At 57.1% G+C, this 15,534-nt stretch carries 18 protein-coding genes and 1 tRNA gene; 7 read left to right on the top strand and 12 right to left on the bottom strand.

The window, feature by feature from the left end; genetic code table 11:
- Nucleotides 1-6: 6 nt before the first annotated feature.
- The 11 genes from K3762_RS01190 to K3762_RS01140 form a co-directional block, all read right to left on the bottom strand.
- Nucleotides 7-1,776, bottom strand: a complete 1,770-nt coding sequence (locus tag K3762_RS01190; protein WP_260011031.1) for a hypothetical protein — start codon at nucleotides 1,774-1,776, stop codon at nucleotides 7-9.
- Nucleotides 1,769-2,107, bottom strand: coding sequence for a hypothetical protein (locus K3762_RS01185; protein ID WP_260011030.1), 339 nt, complete (start codon nucleotides 2,105-2,107; stop codon nucleotides 1,769-1,771). The genes K3762_RS01190 and K3762_RS01185 overlap by 8 nt, the downstream gene beginning before the upstream one ends.
- Nucleotides 2,104-2,541 (bottom strand): DUF5681 domain-containing protein, encoded by a 438-nt coding sequence (locus K3762_RS01180; protein ID WP_260011029.1) that lies wholly within the window; start codon nucleotides 2,539-2,541, stop codon nucleotides 2,104-2,106. The genes K3762_RS01185 and K3762_RS01180 overlap by 4 nt, the downstream gene beginning before the upstream one ends.
- On the bottom strand, nucleotides 2,538-3,368 hold the full coding sequence (locus K3762_RS01175) for a hypothetical protein (protein WP_260011028.1): 831 nt from the start codon (nucleotides 3,366-3,368) through the stop codon (nucleotides 2,538-2,540). The genes K3762_RS01180 and K3762_RS01175 overlap by 4 nt, the downstream gene beginning before the upstream one ends.
- A gap of 103 nt (nucleotides 3,369-3,471) precedes the next feature.
- Entirely contained in the window at nucleotides 3,472-3,762 is a 291-nt protein-coding gene (locus K3762_RS01170; RefSeq protein ID WP_260011026.1) for a hypothetical protein, read from the bottom strand.
- Nucleotides 3,763-3,947: 185 nt separating this feature from the next.
- The gene (locus tag K3762_RS01165) at nucleotides 3,948-4,127 is read right to left on the bottom strand and encodes an AlpA family transcriptional regulator (protein WP_260011024.1); all 180 of its coding nucleotides are present in this window, start codon (nucleotides 4,125-4,127) and stop codon (nucleotides 3,948-3,950) included.
- Between the two features lie 698 nt (nucleotides 4,128-4,825).
- Nucleotides 4,826-5,005 carry an AlpA family transcriptional regulator gene (locus K3762_RS01160; protein ID WP_260011021.1) on the bottom strand — a complete coding sequence of 60 codons (180 nt, stop codon included), beginning with the start codon at nucleotides 5,003-5,005 and terminating at the stop codon, nucleotides 4,826-4,828.
- Nucleotides 5,006-5,078: 73 nt separating this feature from the next.
- Entirely contained in the window at nucleotides 5,079-6,266 is a 1,188-nt protein-coding gene (locus tag K3762_RS01155; protein ID WP_260011018.1) for an integrase arm-type DNA-binding domain-containing protein, read from the bottom strand.
- 267 nt (nucleotides 6,267-6,533) lie between these two features.
- Nucleotides 6,534-6,929 carry a PleD family two-component system response regulator gene (locus tag K3762_RS01150; RefSeq protein ID WP_132444034.1) on the bottom strand — a complete coding sequence of 132 codons (396 nt, stop codon included), beginning with the start codon at nucleotides 6,927-6,929 and terminating at the stop codon, nucleotides 6,534-6,536.
- Between the two features lie 75 nt (nucleotides 6,930-7,004).
- Nucleotides 7,005-7,184 carry a hypothetical protein gene (locus K3762_RS01145; protein ID WP_120349893.1) on the bottom strand — a complete coding sequence of 60 codons (180 nt, stop codon included), beginning with the start codon at nucleotides 7,182-7,184 and terminating at the stop codon, nucleotides 7,005-7,007.
- 129 nt (nucleotides 7,185-7,313) lie between these two features.
- Entirely contained in the window at nucleotides 7,314-8,396 is a 1,083-nt protein-coding gene (locus K3762_RS01140; protein ID WP_132444033.1) for an NAD(P)/FAD-dependent oxidoreductase, read from the bottom strand.
- Between the two features lie 253 nt (nucleotides 8,397-8,649).
- On the opposite strand from K3762_RS01140, the gene K3762_RS01135 reads away from it, so the two are divergent.
- From K3762_RS01135 to K3762_RS01120, 4 genes are read left to right on the top strand one after another with little or no spacing between them, the layout of a single operon-like run.
- Complete coding sequence (locus K3762_RS01135) at nucleotides 8,650-9,741, top strand: ABC transporter ATP-binding protein (RefSeq protein ID WP_132444032.1); 1,092 nt, start codon at nucleotides 8,650-8,652, stop codon at nucleotides 9,739-9,741.
- A gap of 60 nt (nucleotides 9,742-9,801) precedes the next feature.
- On the top strand, nucleotides 9,802-10,845 hold the full coding sequence (locus K3762_RS01130) for an ABC transporter substrate-binding protein (RefSeq protein WP_120349890.1): 1,044 nt from the start codon (nucleotides 9,802-9,804) through the stop codon (nucleotides 10,843-10,845).
- Between the two features lie 60 nt (nucleotides 10,846-10,905).
- Entirely contained in the window at nucleotides 10,906-12,135 is a 1,230-nt protein-coding gene (locus K3762_RS01125) for an ABC transporter permease (RefSeq protein ID WP_132444031.1), read from the top strand.
- 4 nt (nucleotides 12,136-12,139) lie between these two features.
- Entirely contained in the window at nucleotides 12,140-12,988 is an 849-nt protein-coding gene (locus K3762_RS01120; protein ID WP_120349888.1) for an ABC transporter permease, read from the top strand.
- 63 nt (nucleotides 12,989-13,051) lie between these two features.
- Here the strand turns inward: K3762_RS01120 and K3762_RS01115 are convergent.
- Nucleotides 13,052-13,127 (bottom strand) — tRNA-Ser (locus K3762_RS01115).
- A gap of 170 nt (nucleotides 13,128-13,297) precedes the next feature.
- On the opposite strand from K3762_RS01115, the gene K3762_RS01110 reads away from it, so the two are divergent.
- Genes K3762_RS01110 through K3762_RS01105 form a run of 3 tightly spaced genes read left to right on the top strand, consistent with a single transcriptional unit; the run spans nucleotide 13,298 to nucleotide 15,469 of the window.
- Nucleotides 13,298-14,590, top strand: coding sequence for a tyrosine-type recombinase/integrase (locus tag K3762_RS01110; RefSeq protein ID WP_260011013.1), 1,293 nt, complete (start codon nucleotides 13,298-13,300; stop codon nucleotides 14,588-14,590).
- Nucleotides 14,587-14,766 (top strand): helix-turn-helix transcriptional regulator, encoded by a 180-nt coding sequence (locus tag K3762_RS19665; protein ID WP_409202460.1) that lies wholly within the window; start codon nucleotides 14,587-14,589, stop codon nucleotides 14,764-14,766. The genes K3762_RS01110 and K3762_RS19665 overlap by 4 nt, the downstream gene beginning before the upstream one ends.
- Nucleotides 14,759-15,469 carry a hypothetical protein gene (locus K3762_RS01105; protein ID WP_260011010.1) on the top strand — a complete coding sequence of 237 codons (711 nt, stop codon included), beginning with the start codon at nucleotides 14,759-14,761 and terminating at the stop codon, nucleotides 15,467-15,469. Before K3762_RS19665 ends, K3762_RS01105 begins: the two co-directional genes overlap by 8 nt.
- Nucleotides 15,470-15,534 lie beyond the last annotated feature (65 nt).

Genomic DNA, 15,534 nt, shown 5'->3' with positions numbered 1-15,534 from the left:
TGTGCATCACTTTGCCACCGCCCCAGACAGGGCGCGCACCACGGCGCTTTGGTCACTTTCAGCACCATAGGCAGGCATGAGGGCTTTCTGCGCCATCAGGGCGGCTATAACGCGGCTCTCAAGGTCGCTGGTAGTTTTCTTGGGCAGAGGTTTGCCGTTGCGGATTAACTCGCCCAGCGCCGCGATTTTTTTGCGAGAGCTACGTTCGCCCAGATATTTTGCGCTTTGGCCAACTGCGGAGGGTGCAATGAACAGCGGGTTCCCGGTCGCACCGGCTGCGCCTGCGGCACCGGTAAAGCCACCAAACGGGAGCGCACCGGCACTTGGAGCGAGGCGACCAACGAGGCGCAATGCGTTCTGAGTGGGCGTCCCGTCTGCAATGTCACGCATGGCTTGCAACTCGGTTTCATTGAACCCCCTGCGCAGCTTCGGGTTTTCCAGCACCCTGCGCACGTTCTGGCGGATTGCGTTGATCTCGTTGCCCCCGGTCCCGGTAGTGGCAGCACGACGCAACCCTTTTGCCACCAAGCCGGTGTCCTCAGCTTCGAATAGCTGCGACTTGTGAACCCGCCGCGCCTTCTCACGCGCTCCAGTCAGCGCCTCTACTACCTCGTTCGTTCTATTGGTCCCGGTAACGTCGCCGGGCTGCAACTGATCTAGGTGGCTATCAATTGCGTCTTTCATCATCGCGCCAAGGCGGCGTTCGCCTGCCTCGTTGGAACCAGCCACGTTATCGCCGATCCACTGGCGTGCCTCATCCACCTCAGCAATTGTTGGCGGACGCTGGCGCATATCTCCGGCCAATTCCTCTGCCGCAATCGCTGCCTTGGGGTTCATTCGCCGCGTAGCTGGGCGGGTGCCGAACGTGCCTTCAATGCCGCCTGCCAAAGCATCAGCAGACTGCGGGCTGAGCGTGGCACCGGATTCCCGCACAGCGTCATAGCCAGCGTTACTCTGCGTCTGTAGCTCTTCAAGCGTGGGAGCCTTAGGGCTTGGACGCATTGCCCGACTTGCGGCCACCGGAGACAGGCCACCAGCAAGGGAGGCAATGAAGTCAGCGGTATCGTTCTCAGGCGCAATCTCACGTGAGGTTTGACCTGCAATGCCCGATCCAACCGCACTCGCCGCTTCACCACCAGCTACGGCCAGAGGGGCTTTGGCACCGCGAAGCATGATGCCGCCCGGCACGGCCATCGCGCCAACTTCCATGCCAACGCGCCTGCCGAACCGTTCTGCTGCATTCTGCGGTTCAGCCACTGAAATGGTGGGGGCAAGCAAGTCTCGGAATGTACCACTGCCGCCGACCGGGTTTTCAGTGGGTTTCAAGTCTGTGCCCGCCAAGGCATTCACACCCTGCTTGCCCATGTTGATCGCGCCGGTCATCAGGTCCACAGGCGCGCCGAGAATACCGGCAATGCCCTCATTAACGCCGCTCATGGTCTGCCCAACCATACCAGTCTGCTGTCCGCTATCATCCGCGTGTCGCGTCCAAGGACCATCAGGGACAGGAGATAGCGACCTGCCTTCAATTGCAGCCATGGCCTCGGCCTCAAGCAAAGCAGTCAAAGCCGCATTGCTCATCCCAGACATTTCAGCAGCACGGCGTCGTTGCTCAGCCTTCGCGATTGCCATCCGGCGTTGCGCGGCTTTAATCGCAGCCTGCTTTTTCGGTGAAAGCTCTGTCTGCGCCTGACCCTGTGCGCCTTCTTTCAAAGCCTTCTGCCTACGGGCCTCTGCTGCTTGTCGTGCCAGCTTTTCATAATCTTGGTCACTCATTTTCATGCCCTTTTTCCATGGTTGATTTTATATCAAATCCGTTACGTTCCAAAGTGTTAACTTCCCTATCTTGGCCGAAAGACGGCGACTCTTCCGGGCCGATTTCTCCTTGAGATATGGCTTGGCAGTGAGCTTCAAACTCTTCGAATGTTTCGGTGCTCTGCCGCTTTACAAATGATCCCGCGTGAGGGCCGGTGACAACCGAGGCGTTCCAAATCTCGCCCTCAATGCCGCCATCCTTGGCTTCGAAGACTGTTCGAAAATACACGATGAGGTAATCTAGACCTCCCGACTTTCGCTCCATCGCTTCAAGGCGTCGTTTGATGTTCACTTGCTAGCCTCCAAAGCCGTGATCCGGCGTTCAATCTCTGTGGTTTCCAAGGTGCGGCGAAACTGCTCAACCACGGCCATGACGGTTGCTGCCTCCAATGGGGTCACGTCACCCTCTGCAATTGCTCTGAGAATGGCCCGTGCGGCCTTCGCCGCGTCCTCTGCCGTTTCAATCTCTGGCAGGGCAAAGGAAACTGGCGCATCCTTGCGGGCGGGTGCGATACGGTCGAGGCAGAGGCGCAGAGCCGTGACATCGCCTTCCAGCGCCCTGTCTATAGCTGCCTGCGTCAATGCCTCCTGCTGGCCCTCTAGCATCGCCTCAATGGCCTGTGTGACCTTGTGGCGCGCACCTCGTGGCCTGCCGGGGTTACCGGGGGCAAATGTGCCATCTGGATTCCGCTCATCCGTTTTCTGCCCGTTGTTACGGTTCTTCATGGGATCGCTCCTATGCGTCTTGCTGCTTCGATAGTTTCTGAGTGAGGCCCTTGAGCCTTTTTCCCTTTCTCAGCACCTCTGACCTCTGCCGAACTCGGTGCCGTGAATGGCTGGACATTTTCCGCCGAAAATTGGTCCGTGTAGTTTTCGTCTTTTCTCGTTTTAGTCTCGTCTAAGTGTCGTCTCGTCTTAGTGTCGTGTGCCCCCACGGTGTGGGCAGGGTGGCGGCAGGGTGCCTCGAGATGATGCTGCAAGGAGGGGATGAGCGCGCAAAGTTCGACTTTCACCGCACGGTTTTGCCCATTGAGTTGACCCGCTAACGCTTCGTGTAGGTCGTCTTCGTAGTTGTGGCGCATCCCTGCCAAGAAGGGCTTGAATACGTCGCGGAGCTTCGACCATTCCACACTGTCGGGCTTCCACCGCTGCGCGCGCTTGACTGCGCCCACTGTGAACTCTGCCGCCGATTCCAGTAACATCGCATCCGGCGCGTCGAGGTCCGCATAGTCAGCCGCAATAGAGGCCATCCGGCTAGCGTTCTCAGGCGCGTTCTTCTTAAGAAACCAGCTATGAATCCGAACGAAGTCTTCATCTTCATCGAATGTCAGCAGACCAGCTTCCGCCATCTTGTGAATAGCAGCATCAAGCTCTGTTACCGAAAGGTCAGCATCATCAGCCCAGACGGCCTTGGGATACCGGAACAGGCCGATGTATCCGCCCAGGGGCGTGAGGTGGGCGCAGAGATACGCCCACCTTTCCTTATGGTTTAGCTGCCGCAGCTTCCGAGAGTGCGGCAGTGTGGTTTCAATTTGGGCGAAGGTTTTGGTCACTACACGCCCTCCCCGTAGTGCAGGCCAGCGACAAGGCGGGCTTGGGTTGCGGTCAGGCCATAGAGGCGCTGCAAGCGGGCAATCTGGATTTTGAGGGCCATAATCACGCTGCACCCCCGTCGATCCGGCGAACCATGCCGCTGAGGAAATACACACCGAACCTCGCCCGGTCTGTGGCAGTGTCGTTGGAGTACATTTCCTTCGTGATCGGCACACCGTAGTCGCGGCGCAGGATACACACCCGGTCGGAGATGCGCACTGGGCTGGCGCAGTAGACGGGCTGCTGGATAAGGGCATCAAGGGTGATCCGGTTGCCCTTCGCCAAGGTGAAGGTCTTTGTTGTCCCGTCTTCGGCCACAACCTCATAGCGGGCCGGAGCTGTGCCGTTAGGCATGTCGCTCCACTTTTCCACGCGTAAAGCGTTTGAAGGTGGCTGGTCGGTGCTTCCACCGAAGTTTGTTTTGGTGTTCATTGCCGTTTTCCTTTCTTGTTGAAAGGACGGGCCAAACGCGCTATCTCTTGTTCACCGCTGAAAAGAAATTTCGCCCCGGCTCGTCCTCGTACGGCTGGGGTTTTCTCTTAGGCGGCTTGCTGTTGTGCTGTGGCGATAGCGTCATCTACAGCGCTCTCGACCCAATAGAGGCGACTACCGAGCTTAAGCGGCTTGGGAAGGCGCTCGTTTTCGACATCGCGATAGATGGTGGTGCGTCCGCGACCACCAAGCTTTTCTTGCAGCTGCGACATGGTGAGATACTTCATGGCTTGACCCTTTCGGTTGCTCCGATGGGTACCAATGTGCGCCATTACACCATTCGCTCAATTCAGCCTGTAAAGTTACAGACTGTACGAACCCGCACGAGGGTCGGACGCTTAGTCTTGTGAATAGATTTTACTAAGTTCGTCCCAATATCCTTTTATCGTTCTCGCGGAGAGGGTAATGCCCTGCACTTCCAGTAGCTCACTGACTTCTCCTGACGATTTTTCTATTGATGTACCTAAGTGAATTCTTTCCCTCATGTGCCGCAGAACCGTACCGATCAGGGCGGGGTCGATACTACGTACATTGTCGCGTCTCTTGATGTGGAGGGTCCGGTCGCTGCCAGCCAGCCCCAACTCTGTCTGTGTGCTGTCTGTCCGAAATAGATGTTCCCCAACCTTTCGCGAGGTCCTTGTGTCCTTCGCATCCGGCGCAATGGCGACCGCAAGAAGGTCTAAGATTTCCTGCGGCGCGTCACCGTCAATCAAGAGCTGCGCGAGCGCACGTCGGCAGTCTCGATCCTGCTCAGTGAATTCCTCCACTCGCCTCGTTATCAATACACCATCGAGGTCTCTAAAGTACCCACTAAGCCAAGCGCGTGACTTGATAATATTCTGAATTCGCTCACTCATTCTGCACCCAGCGACCATATAAGGCTATTTGGGTAAAGCCTAAACCGATGGCGGTTTTATCATGCCCTTCACCCATCACATCGCCCCTCTAACCAGTCGGCGACAGCGCTCTGGCGCCACCCGATGGCGCGTACACCCAGCTTGGTAGCCTTCGGGAAATCGTCCCGGTTCATCATGCGGTAAATCGTGGACCTGCTGAGGCCTGTCACCTCCTGTACGTCCCGGCAGCGTAGAATTTTATCAGTCATCGTTATCTCTTTGTTAAATGATTGATGCCATTCGTAGCAGGTTGCGGTTAAGGCAAAATTTAAGGAACGGGACTTACGCAATTCTAATCACCTCGCTGGCGTTCTTGCCGGTGACGTGATCCGCCCATCGCGCCATGAGCGGGCGGCGGCGTTCTAATAGGTCTGTTCGACGGTAGGAGCGCTTGACCTTGTTGCCATCGACATGCGCCAATGACGTTTCAACAACCACTTCGGGTACGTCGGTGGTTTCTTCGCACCAGGTCTTGAAGCTTGATCGGAACCCATGTGGACGAGCCTCCAACCCCTGCCGCTCCATATGGCGGCTCATCGCTGCATCCGAAATCACTCCTTTCCGAGCACCGGGGAACAGGTATCCATCCCGCGCCAGCGGCTTCGCCAGTTCTATCACGGCGAGAGCCTCTTTCGATAGCGGCACTCGGAAGTCAGTTACGGCCCCCACCTGCCCCTTCATGTTATCTTCGGGTACGGTCCATACGTCACCTTCAATTTGATCCAAATGACAAAAGCGAACTCCATATGACCGAACCGTTGTCAGGATCAGCAGGCGCAATGCAAGATGGGTGGGCGTCTGCTCAGTGAGGCTTGCGTAGAACGCGGGCACCTCAGGCCACGGCATGTAAGGAATGTTCTTCGCCTTGTGGCGCGTCTTCCCCAGAAGCGCTTTCGCTTTCATTATTGCCTGAAGATCCACATTGAGGCCCATTGCCGCTGCATGCTCCAGGGTGATGTTCAGACGGTTCATTGCTTTGCGGGCCGTGTCCGCCTTCTCATGCCAGATGGGTTCTAATGCGTTCTTGATGTCCTGCTGATCAATTTCCTCAACAGGGACCTTACCAATTTTTGGAAGCACATGGAGTTCGAGCGGAGAAAACCAGCGACCAGCCTTGCCGTCACCCTTAAGCTGAGACTTGCGAGCTTCGAACGCCTCGCGAGCAACAGAGGCCAGAGTGTGATCTTGCCGCTCTGCTAGCCGCCGCTGCCGGTCACGCTCTTTGATCGGGTCACTGCCCTCGCGAACTACAGCGCGCCACTTCTCTGCCGCTGCTCTCGCCTCTTTCAAGGAAACATCCTGAAGGCTTCCGATGCCCATCTCACGCCGCCGCCCGTGAATAGTAACGCGCAGCACCCACTGCGCGCCGCCGTCATCACGCTTAACGAGCCATAGCCCTCCCCCGTCCGAGTATTTGCCGGGAGGGGCGGTTCTGACCTTGGCCGAAGAAAGCTTGTTCAATGCCGCCAAATTTCCATCCCCCTCTCAATCCCCCCCCATATGTAGCATAGCACGGGACCGAGTGAAACAGGATGATACAACCAAGTCTAACAAAAACAGTAGTTTGATGATTTATTGGAACAGGCTGGCACTAGATGATACGTTAGTTCAATACCTCTCCTGGGCACCAATATTCCCCGACAGATGATTGACTGTAGATCAGGTCTTAACCGACCCCGATGATACGCGCCCCGCAAGGGGGCGTTATGCCGCCCAGTCTGCGTGCAGACGCACCCCCTATTGCACGGCAATGCCTGCGTTTTTCAGACATATCTGCAGCCGTCTTTCAAGCTCTGGCAGACTAAAAGGCTTTTTCAAACAGTCGCTTGCCCCCGCGGCCAAAGCGCGGCGCAGCAGATCTGCGTCTTTTCGAGTTGAGATCATGACGACCGGAACGCCGTGGTAGAATGGCAGACCTCTGACATGGCTACAGAACTCAAGCCCGTCCATCGCGGGCATCATGAAATCCGTGATGATCACGTCTGTCGCGATCCGCTCCTTCGCCAGCGCATCCAAGGCTTGGGCGGGGCATCCATAATCCGCCACGCATGAAAATCCGACTTCGGCGAGGGACGCCTGAATGAACTGCCGCGCAATCTCTGAATCGTCGATAACGATAGCATTCCAGTTCATTTCACCGCACCTTACATTCTAAATAACGCCCCGAGGGCCACCGTAGCGGTGCGGCACTTAATATCGTGTGAATGCTTAAATGCGTTTGCCGACAAACAGCGCAGTGTCGGAACGGATGCAGGCGATCTCACCCTTTTGCCAGACAAGCTCCCCCTGCGCGGTCGCGTATTTGCCCATGCTGACGCAGGCGGTGATCGGGGTCATCTCTGTGACGTTTTGGGCGGCATCGAAACTGTGGCTGAACTGAATGGACATGGCTTGTGCTCCTGAGTTGACGTTAATCAACCTTCACACATGTCGCCGCTCAATGCCTGCTGGCGTCAGGATAACGGCCCTATTCTTAGGTATATGCCACGTCACTTTCAGACCACGAAAAGCGCCCCGTCAGCGACGGTTCAGCAGCTTTTGGTACTTTGGCACGAACAGATCCGCGCCTTTCACCTTTTTCGTTATCCAATCGCCTGCTGTGAACAGCATCAAAAAGCTATTGCCGCGTTCCGGCCCCAAGGGCAGCACGATCGGCGCCTCCGTGCCCCACGGGCGATAGGTTTTCATATCCGCCAGTTTGCGGCCCGTGATCAGCCCGGTGAGGGTCTTTTTCAACCAAGGCAATTGCCGGCTGACCGCGACGATGGTCATGTTGTCACCGGGGTCCGCCACGTCCCCGGCGGCAAAGACGTTGGGCAAGGACGAGGGGCGCAGATGGCCATCGGTCTTGATCCGCTCTGCGGCGGTGACCTCTGCGCCGGGCAGGTTCTTCAGCAGGTCAGAACAAGCGCGCGCCCCCAACACGGGAAAGATCAGATCGAATGCGCGCTCAGGTCCCCCTTCGAGGGTCACACTGCCCGCATGCGGCTCTGTCATAGAGGCGAGCCCTTCGACCTTTTTGCCGAGGATAAGCTCCACCCCGCTGGCCTTTAACTTCTTGCTCAGCGAAACCCCAAGGCTGTCCGGCTTGGCCGCAAAGAGCTTGTCGTCCATGGTGATCACGGTGATCTTTTTGTCGGGCATGGCCTCGGCGATCTCGCCCGCAAGCTCAACCCCCACAGCCCCGGCGCCGATGATGCCGACGGTCTTGGCCGCCTGCAGCTTTTCATGCGCGGCTTGGCTCGCGGCCCGCAGCCCGTCGATGTCTGCGCCTTTGGGCTTGAAGGGTGCGGCATAGTTTGAGCCGGTCGCGACGACGATGTAATCTGCGTCGACCCGCGCGCCGCTATCGAGGGTCACACCCTCCCCATCCACACCCGTCGCCCGCGCCGCAACGACGCGGCCGCGCTTCAGCAAGCGGTCATAGGGGATCAGCGAGTCCTCGACCAAACCGGGCTGGACCACGGCGCGGATCATCGCAGAGGCATGCACAAAATGGCTGCGCGGTTCGATCAATGTGACATCGGCGATGTCGTCCATCGCCTTGGCCAGTTCCGCCCCCAGATACCCGCCCCCTACGATTGCGATACGTTTGCCCATCGGTGCTGTCTCCTTGTGGTCATCCCAGTCTGCCGGACAATCTTGCCCTTGCGGTTGGCTATCCACATAGGCGCGGGTGCATAAATTTCCCGCCCGGGATGCCAAAACCCGCCGACTGTGCCGCCAAAATGGTCACATGATCACCCGATAAGCGCTCAAAGCGCGGGGCCGATTCTCTTAAACGATACAAGATATTGTTTAGAATCATCGCACCTGCTTAACTCCCCCCAGCGACAGGGAGAGCCGCGACACAATGAAAGACACCAAAGCAGAGACTTTTCTGCGTTTTGACAACGTCAAGAAGAGCTACGATCAGGAAAACCTCGTCGTCAAAGGCTTCGACATGGATGTGCAGGAGGGGGAGTTCATCACCCTTCTTGGCCCCTCCGGGTCGGGCAAAACCACCGTTCTGATGATGTTGGCGGGGTTTGAAAGCGTCACCTCGGGCGATATCGCCATCAACGGTAAATCGATCAACAAGACTGCGCCCAACAAACGCAACATCGGCATGGTGTTCCAAAACTACGCGCTGTTCCCGCATATGACGGTGGCCGAAAACCTCTCCTATCCGCTCAGCGTGCGCAAAATGTCCAAGGCGGATATCAAGGAGCGCGTGGCCGAATATCTCGCATTGGTCGAGCTTTCGGCCTTTGGCGACCGCCGCCCCGGTCAGCTTTCCGGCGGCCAACGGCAGCGTGTGGCGCTGGCCCGCGCGATGATTTTCCAGCCGACGCTCATTCTGATGGATGAACCTTTGGGCGCCCTTGATAAGAACCTGCGCGAACAGATGCAGTTTGAAATCACCCGCCTGCACAAGCAGATCGGCTTTACCGTGATCTACGTCACCCACGACCAAACCGAAGCGCTGTCGATGTCGGACCGGATCGCGGTCTTCAACGATGGCGTCGTGCAACAATGCGCCCCACCGGCGGAGTTGTATGAGCGCCCGGTCAATGCCTTCGTGGCCGAGTTCATCGGCGAGAATAACTTCGTGCAGGGCAAGGTCAGCAAGATCGATGGCGACCTTGCCAAGGTTGAGACAGACACCGGCACCATCACCACCCAGACCTCCGAAGGGCTGACCGAAGGTGCACAATGCCGCGTGTCGATCCGGCCTGAGAAGCTGTTCATTCACCCCACGACCCACGCCCATGACAACGCGCTGACGGCGACCTTTGTCACGCGCATCTATGTGGGCGATTTCATCCGCTATTATTTCCGCCTGCCCGACGGCACCGACATTATCGTCAAAGTGCTCAACGATCTGTCCGCGCCAGAATTCGAAGACGGCGCGACGGCGCAGCTGTTGTCCCTGACGAAAGATTGCATCGCCTTTGCCAATTAAAGGCGACCGAGGGCAAACCGGGGCCCCGCAAAAGACCTGGACACAACAAGGAGAGACCCGATGAAGAAACATCTGACGTATCTGGCCACGACGGCGCTGCTTGCCAGCCCTGTTCTGGCCCAGGATCTGACAGTGACATCTTTTGGCGGCGCCTATGGCGCGGCACAGATGGAGCACATGATTGAACCCTACATGAAGGAATCCGGCACCAACGTGCTGTTCGAAGACTACGGCGGCGGCGTGGCCGAGATGAAGGCGCAGGTCGAAGCTGGCAACATCCTGTGGGATGTGGTCGACATCGAAGTGATCGACCTCGAGCGCGCCTGCGCCGAAGGCTATCTGGAAGTGATCGACCAATCCGTCCTGCCCGATGGCGACGATGGCACCGCAGCGGCGGATGACTTCATCGAAGACGCGCTGGCCAATGAATGTGGCGTGGGTAACATCGTTTGGTCCGTCGTCTTTGCGGTGAACACAGAAAACGGCGAAGGCCCGAAAACCATCGAAGACTTCTTTGACACCGAAGCCTTCCCCGGCAAACGTGGTCTGCGCAAACGCCCCCAAGTGAACATGGAATGGGCGCTGCTGGCCGATGGCGTTGCCCCCGAGGAAGTCTATGAGGTGCTGGCCACCGAAGAGGGCCAAGCCCAAGCCTTTGCCAAGCTCGACACCATCAAGGATGAGATCACTTGGTACGACAGCTGGTCTCAGGCCCCCGTTCTGCTGAACGACGGCGGTGCCACCATGGTGCAATCCGCCAACGGTCGTATCTTTGCCGCGATCAAGGACGATGGCGCCCCCTTCGAGATCGTCTGGGACAGCCACATCTATGACCTCGACGTCTGGGCGATCATGAAAGGCACCGAGAAGAAAGAAGAGGCGATGGAGTTCATCAAGTTCGCCACAGGCACCGTGCCGCTCTCGGGGATGCAAGACGTGGCCTACGGCCCGACCCGCGCCTCTGCTCAGGCGCTGCTGCCCGAAGAGGTCAAGAAAGACCTGCCCACGGCGCATCTTGATGAGGGCGTGAAGGCCGATGGTATCTTCTGGGCCGACTATGGCGAAAGCCTTGGCGAGAAGTTCAACGAATGGCTGCTGCAATAAGCACCCTGCCCCGCGCCTTTCCGGGCGCGGGGACCCCACACCTTACAGATGAGTAATCGCGTGCCCAGCCTCAGTTCCGAAGACGCCGCCAACGCCCGTCGCCAATTGCGCAGACGCCGCACGCAGGCGTTTTTGTTCGTGGTGCCGCTGCTGGTCTTTATCCTCTTTGCCTTTGTGGCCCCGATCACCACGATGCTGTTTCGCAGTGTCTATAACCCGACCGTCGCCGAACTGGTGCCTGAGACGCTGACCATGCTGGAAGACTGGGAGGGTGAGACCCTGCCCGATCCGGCTGTGGTGACGCAAATGGCCATCGACATGAAGCGCATGGCGGGCAACCGCACCTCCGGCAAATTCGCCGATGAGATCAACCGCGCCCTGCCGGGCATGTCGAGCGTGATCAAATCCACCGCCCGCGGTCTGCGCCGTGCCGATGATGCGGAACTCGCCGCCAACGGGGCCGAGATGCTGCTGGCCGAGAATGACCGCTGGGCCAAGCCCGCCACATGGCGCGCAATCCGCAGCGCCGGGCAGGCCTATACCTCGAGCTATTATCTTACCGCCGTCGATCTGGAGTACGATGCCGAGGGCGAGATCGTCATGCGCGACACGCAGATCTACAAACAGCTCTATACCAAGACGCTGAAGATGGCGCTGATCATCACCGGGCTGACCATGTTGCTGGGCTATCCGCTGGCGTTCTATATGTCCCAAGCCTCTCCGGCGACGGCGAACTTCCTGATGGTCTTTGTGCTACTGCCGTTCTGGACCTCGCTTCTGGTGCGCACCACCGCTTGGATCGCGCTGTTGCAAGCGGGCGGCGTGGTGAACTCTACGCTCATCTGGGCGGGGCTGATCAATGAGCCGATTGAACTGCTCTACAATGAGTTTTCTACGATCCTTGCCATGACCCACATCCTGCTGCCCTTCATGGTGCTGCCGCTCTATGCGGTGATGCGCGGGATCGACGCGAGCTTCATGCGCGCCGCGATTTCGATGGGCTCGAACCCCATCGGCGCGTGGTACAAAATCTACCTGCCGATGAGCCTGCCGGGCTTGTCTGCCGGGGCGCTGTTGGTCTTCATCATCTCGGTCGGCTACTACATCACCCCGGCGCTGGTGGGCGGCACCGATGGTCAGATGATCTCCAACATCATCGCCTTCCACATGCAGGTCTCAAACAACTGGGAACTGGCGGCGGCGCTTGGCTCGCTCCTCTTGATCCTGATCCTTGTCCTTTACTGGCTGTTCGACCGTTTCGTCGGCACCGACAACCTCAAGCTGGGATGACGCCATGAGCCCATTGCCCGACTATTACACGATCTGGCACAAAGCGGGCCACTACGGCCTGCGCGTCATGGCGGCCTTGGTGCTCATCTTTCTGATGCTGCCGATCCTCGTGATCATGCCGCTGTCGTTCAATGCCGAGCCGTTCTTTACCTTTACCCAAGGCATGCTGTCGCTCGACCCCGACGCCTATTCGACGCGCTGGTATCAAGAGATTGTGGATGACCAGAAATGGCGCATCGCGATCCGCAACTCCTTCCTTGTCGGCATCGCTGCGGCAAGCATCGCTACGGTGCTGGGGACACTGGCCGCCGTCGGCCTCGCCTCGCCTTGGATGCCGTTCAAACGGGTCATCACCGCGCTGCTGCTGTCGCCGATGATCGTGCCATTGATCATCATCGCGGCGGGCATGTTCTTTTTCTACACGCAGTTCAATCTGGTCGGCACCTTCACCGGGCTGATCATCGCCCATGCGGCGCTCGGCGTGCCTTTTGTCATCATCACCGTCACCGCCACGCTCAGCGGCTTTGACCGCTCACTCTTCGTGGCGGGGCTGAGCCTTGGGGCCTCTCCGATCAAAGTGTTCTGGGACGTGGTGATACCACTCATTCGCCCCGGCGTGATCTCGGGCGGGCTTTTTGCCTTTGTCACATCCTTTGACGAGGTGGTGCTGGTGCTCTTCCTGGCAGGCCCCGAACAGCGCACGATTCCGCGACAGATGTTCTCGGGCCTGCGTGAGCAAATCAACCCGACGATTCTAGCGGTGGCGACGCTGCTGGTGGTGCTCTCGGCGACGATGCTTTTCGTGCTGGAAGCCCTGCGCCGACGCTCGGCGCGGCTGCGCGGTCAGGAATAGGCGAAACCGCCCGCGGGCGGCACCAAACACCTGATCCACAACCATATTCGGGGGGAGGATGAGTGGTGAGCCGTGATGGGTTCGAACCATCGACCTACTGATTAAAAGTCAGTGTACCCAGCCTTTCCCATTCAATCTCAATCGGTGTCAGCTATTGTCACGCCGCATCGAAAACACTATAAATAACTGAACAGGCTGCCGTTTTCTTCGTATCAGACCAAATCAAAGGGCAGCAATACACATCAGGCTAGCGCAAAAGCAATGTCCCCCAAGTGTCCCCCAAGATTTTGACGTCTTAGAAGGGTTACGATGCCGCAGAACTTCACGGAAAGCTTTCTCCGCAACATCAAGCCGCCAGAGGCGGGGCGGGATGAATATTCGGACAGCGTCAGGCAGGGGCTTAGGCTACGCGTAACGCCTTCCGGCAGGCGAACATGGATGTATGAGAAACGGATTCGAGGCGGAATGAAGCGAAAGCACACCCTTGGAACCTACCCCGGAATCTCCCTTAAGGACGCCCGCGCAGCCGCTCTTGAATTGCAAGTTGAAGCTGAGCGCGGTTTTGACCGCGTTCTGGCAGCGATAGAGGCTGAGAAAGAGCGTGACATAATACGCAATGATCAAATGCCGGTCCGCGAAGCACTCAGATTGTATGATGAACTTCAATGCTCGTCTTTGAAATCTCGATACGATGTTATGCGGGCACTTAACGAGGCCCTTGCCCCCTACATGGATGTTCCGCTTGAAAGCCTCACGAGAGCTGACCTGCAAGCCTTTGTAGACAACAAGGCCAAAACCGCCCCAACTCAAGCCAACAGAAGCGCGTCTTATCTTCATAAGTTCTCTAAGTTTGCATGGAACCGAGGGTACCAGAGTGAGCATATCGCGCTTGGCATTGAGAAGCCCACTAAGGAGAAGCCCCGAGATAGAGTTTTGTCACTGGATGAAATGAAGAGAATACATCGCGCTTCTTATGAATGTGGCACACTCTGGGGGCCTCTGCTACGATTACTGATTTTGACAGCACAGCGTCGGCGTCAGATTGGCAACCTGAAGTGGCGCGAAGTCGATTTTGACGCCCAGACCATTACGTTCGGAGTCTCGCGAACAAAGAACAACGAGTGGAACCATTTCGTCCACATTCCAAGCCTTTGCATGCATGAGCTTCGCAGACTACGACAAATTTCGCTTGAGAAATGGGGAGAAACTGGGCTGCGAGACCGTCATGTTTTCACGTCCACCGGCACCACGCCCCCATCCGGCTATGGAAAGTTCAAGGCTAGACTGGACAAGATGCTTGGATCAGATTTTGAGCATTGGACTTTTCACGACCTGAGGACTGGGTTCGCCACGATTATGTGCGAGGAAGGTTGCGACGAAGAAATCGTGGATCGCATACTCAATCACGCCGCGAGCTCATCCGCCAGCAGCGCAGTCTCGCGCATCTACAATCGGTCACGGCACCTAGATGAACGACGCAGTGTGATTGAAGACTGGGAGGAGATTCTTACCGAATTACCTTCCGACAGCGATATCTCCTATGGCGATGAAACGATACGCATTCTTGCCCCAAAGATAAGTTTGGGAAAGGTCTCCAAATGACATACAGGATACTTCGCAGTCGGGCAGTCATGGATGTTTTCGGCTTCAGTAGACACACAGCATATCGCATGATGAACCGACCCGGGTTCCCGACACCAATCAAGCTAGGAGTTCGCGCCATTTGGTGGCGACAGAGCGTTGTGGCCGAATGGATTGAGAGGCGGCACGATGTCTAATCAAGAAACGATGGACATTCCTATTACCTCGAACGGACAACTCAAGCCTGAAGCCGGGATGTTAATCTTGGGCTACATGATCCATCCAAACTGCGAGCGAAGCGCTAATCAATTTGCCCAAATCATCGCGGATGAAACTCTTGCAAAGGCTCATGATGCAGACTGCCGTCCAAGCCAAATTTTTGCGGCATTGGTGGACAGCAAACTGATCAATCGCTTGCTTCTTACGGGGGAGGTAGCCCTTAAGGTTTGTGCGAACTACGCCAGAACAGGAAACCCTGATTTTTCCAAAGCAGCACACGTTGTTTCGGAACTGAATTCAACAATCAAGACCACCGACGGCAAACCCCTACCCACAGCTGAAAGGCGGCTTCGCGATACATTCACAGAGTATCAATCGGTAATGCCTCTTTGGGCGGCAGCCAGCATAGGCTATCAACATGAAGATGGTCGTTTAATTTCGGGGTGGGATGCGCTTGCAGAGATGCATGTTCGATATGAGTTCCTCGGACGTTTCCTGAACGCCGCCAGACAGTTCGAACTCATTCTTGCGAAAGCAAAACCCTCCGATTTAACTTGGTCCGCGACAGCATGTGCTACCGAAATATGGGACTTTGACGCTTTCCCCACTATTGCACTCGGGGATGAGCCCGAAGCAGTGAAGGCCGCACTTTCCAGCTACAGTAGCCGGAAAAAATCTTAGGGCGGGCAATCTTTTTTGCCCACATTACGACAGCTGAAGCGATCATTTAACCTCATCCCAACGCA

The organism is Sulfitobacter sp. W074 (genome assembly GCF_025142275.1).
Lineage (GTDB): Bacteria > Pseudomonadota > Alphaproteobacteria > Rhodobacterales > Rhodobacteraceae > Sulfitobacter > Sulfitobacter profundi.
Note: the sequence above shows the minus strand (reverse complement) of the source record. Positions and strands in the feature narration are given on the sequence as shown.

What these genes read in the sequence shown, in the direction of transcription:
- K3762_RS01190 (WP_260011031.1), bottom strand. Translation starts at nt 1,776, where the DNA reads ATGAGTGACCAAGATTATGAAAAGCTGGCACGACAAGCAGCAGAGGCC.
- K3762_RS01180 (WP_260011029.1), bottom strand. Translation starts at nt 2,541, where the DNA reads ATGAAGAACCGTAACAACGGGCAGAAAACGGATGAGCGGAATCCAGAT.
- K3762_RS01170 (WP_260011026.1), bottom strand. Translation starts at nt 3,762, where the DNA reads ATGCCTAACGGCACAGCTCCGGCCCGCTATGAGGTTGTGGCCGAAGAC.
- K3762_RS01165 (WP_260011024.1), bottom strand. Translation starts at nt 4,127, where the DNA reads ATGAAGTATCTCACCATGTCGCAGCTGCAAGAAAAGCTTGGTGGTCGC.
- K3762_RS01160 (WP_260011021.1), bottom strand. Translation starts at nt 5,005, where the DNA reads ATGACTGATAAAATTCTACGCTGCCGGGACGTACAGGAGGTGACAGGC.
- K3762_RS01150 (WP_132444034.1), bottom strand. Translation starts at nt 6,929, where the DNA reads ATGAACTGGAATGCTATCGTTATCGACGATTCAGAGATTGCGCGGCAG.
- K3762_RS01145 (WP_120349893.1), bottom strand. Translation starts at nt 7,184, where the DNA reads ATGTCCATTCAGTTCAGCCACAGTTTCGATGCCGCCCAAAACGTCACA.
- K3762_RS01140 (WP_132444033.1), bottom strand. Translation starts at nt 8,396, where the DNA reads ATGGGCAAACGTATCGCAATCGTAGGGGGCGGGTATCTGGGGGCGGAA.
- K3762_RS01135 (WP_132444032.1), top strand. Translation starts at nt 8,650, where the DNA reads ATGAAAGACACCAAAGCAGAGACTTTTCTGCGTTTTGACAACGTCAAG.
- K3762_RS01130 (WP_120349890.1), top strand. Translation starts at nt 9,802, where the DNA reads ATGAAGAAACATCTGACGTATCTGGCCACGACGGCGCTGCTTGCCAGC.
- K3762_RS01120 (WP_120349888.1), top strand. Translation starts at nt 12,140, where the DNA reads ATGAGCCCATTGCCCGACTATTACACGATCTGGCACAAAGCGGGCCAC.
- K3762_RS01110 (WP_260011013.1), top strand. Translation starts at nt 13,298, where the DNA reads ATGCCGCAGAACTTCACGGAAAGCTTTCTCCGCAACATCAAGCCGCCA.
- K3762_RS19665 (WP_409202460.1), top strand. Translation starts at nt 14,587, where the DNA reads ATGACATACAGGATACTTCGCAGTCGGGCAGTCATGGATGTTTTCGGC.
- K3762_RS01105 (WP_260011010.1), top strand. Translation starts at nt 14,759, where the DNA reads ATGTCTAATCAAGAAACGATGGACATTCCTATTACCTCGAACGGACAA.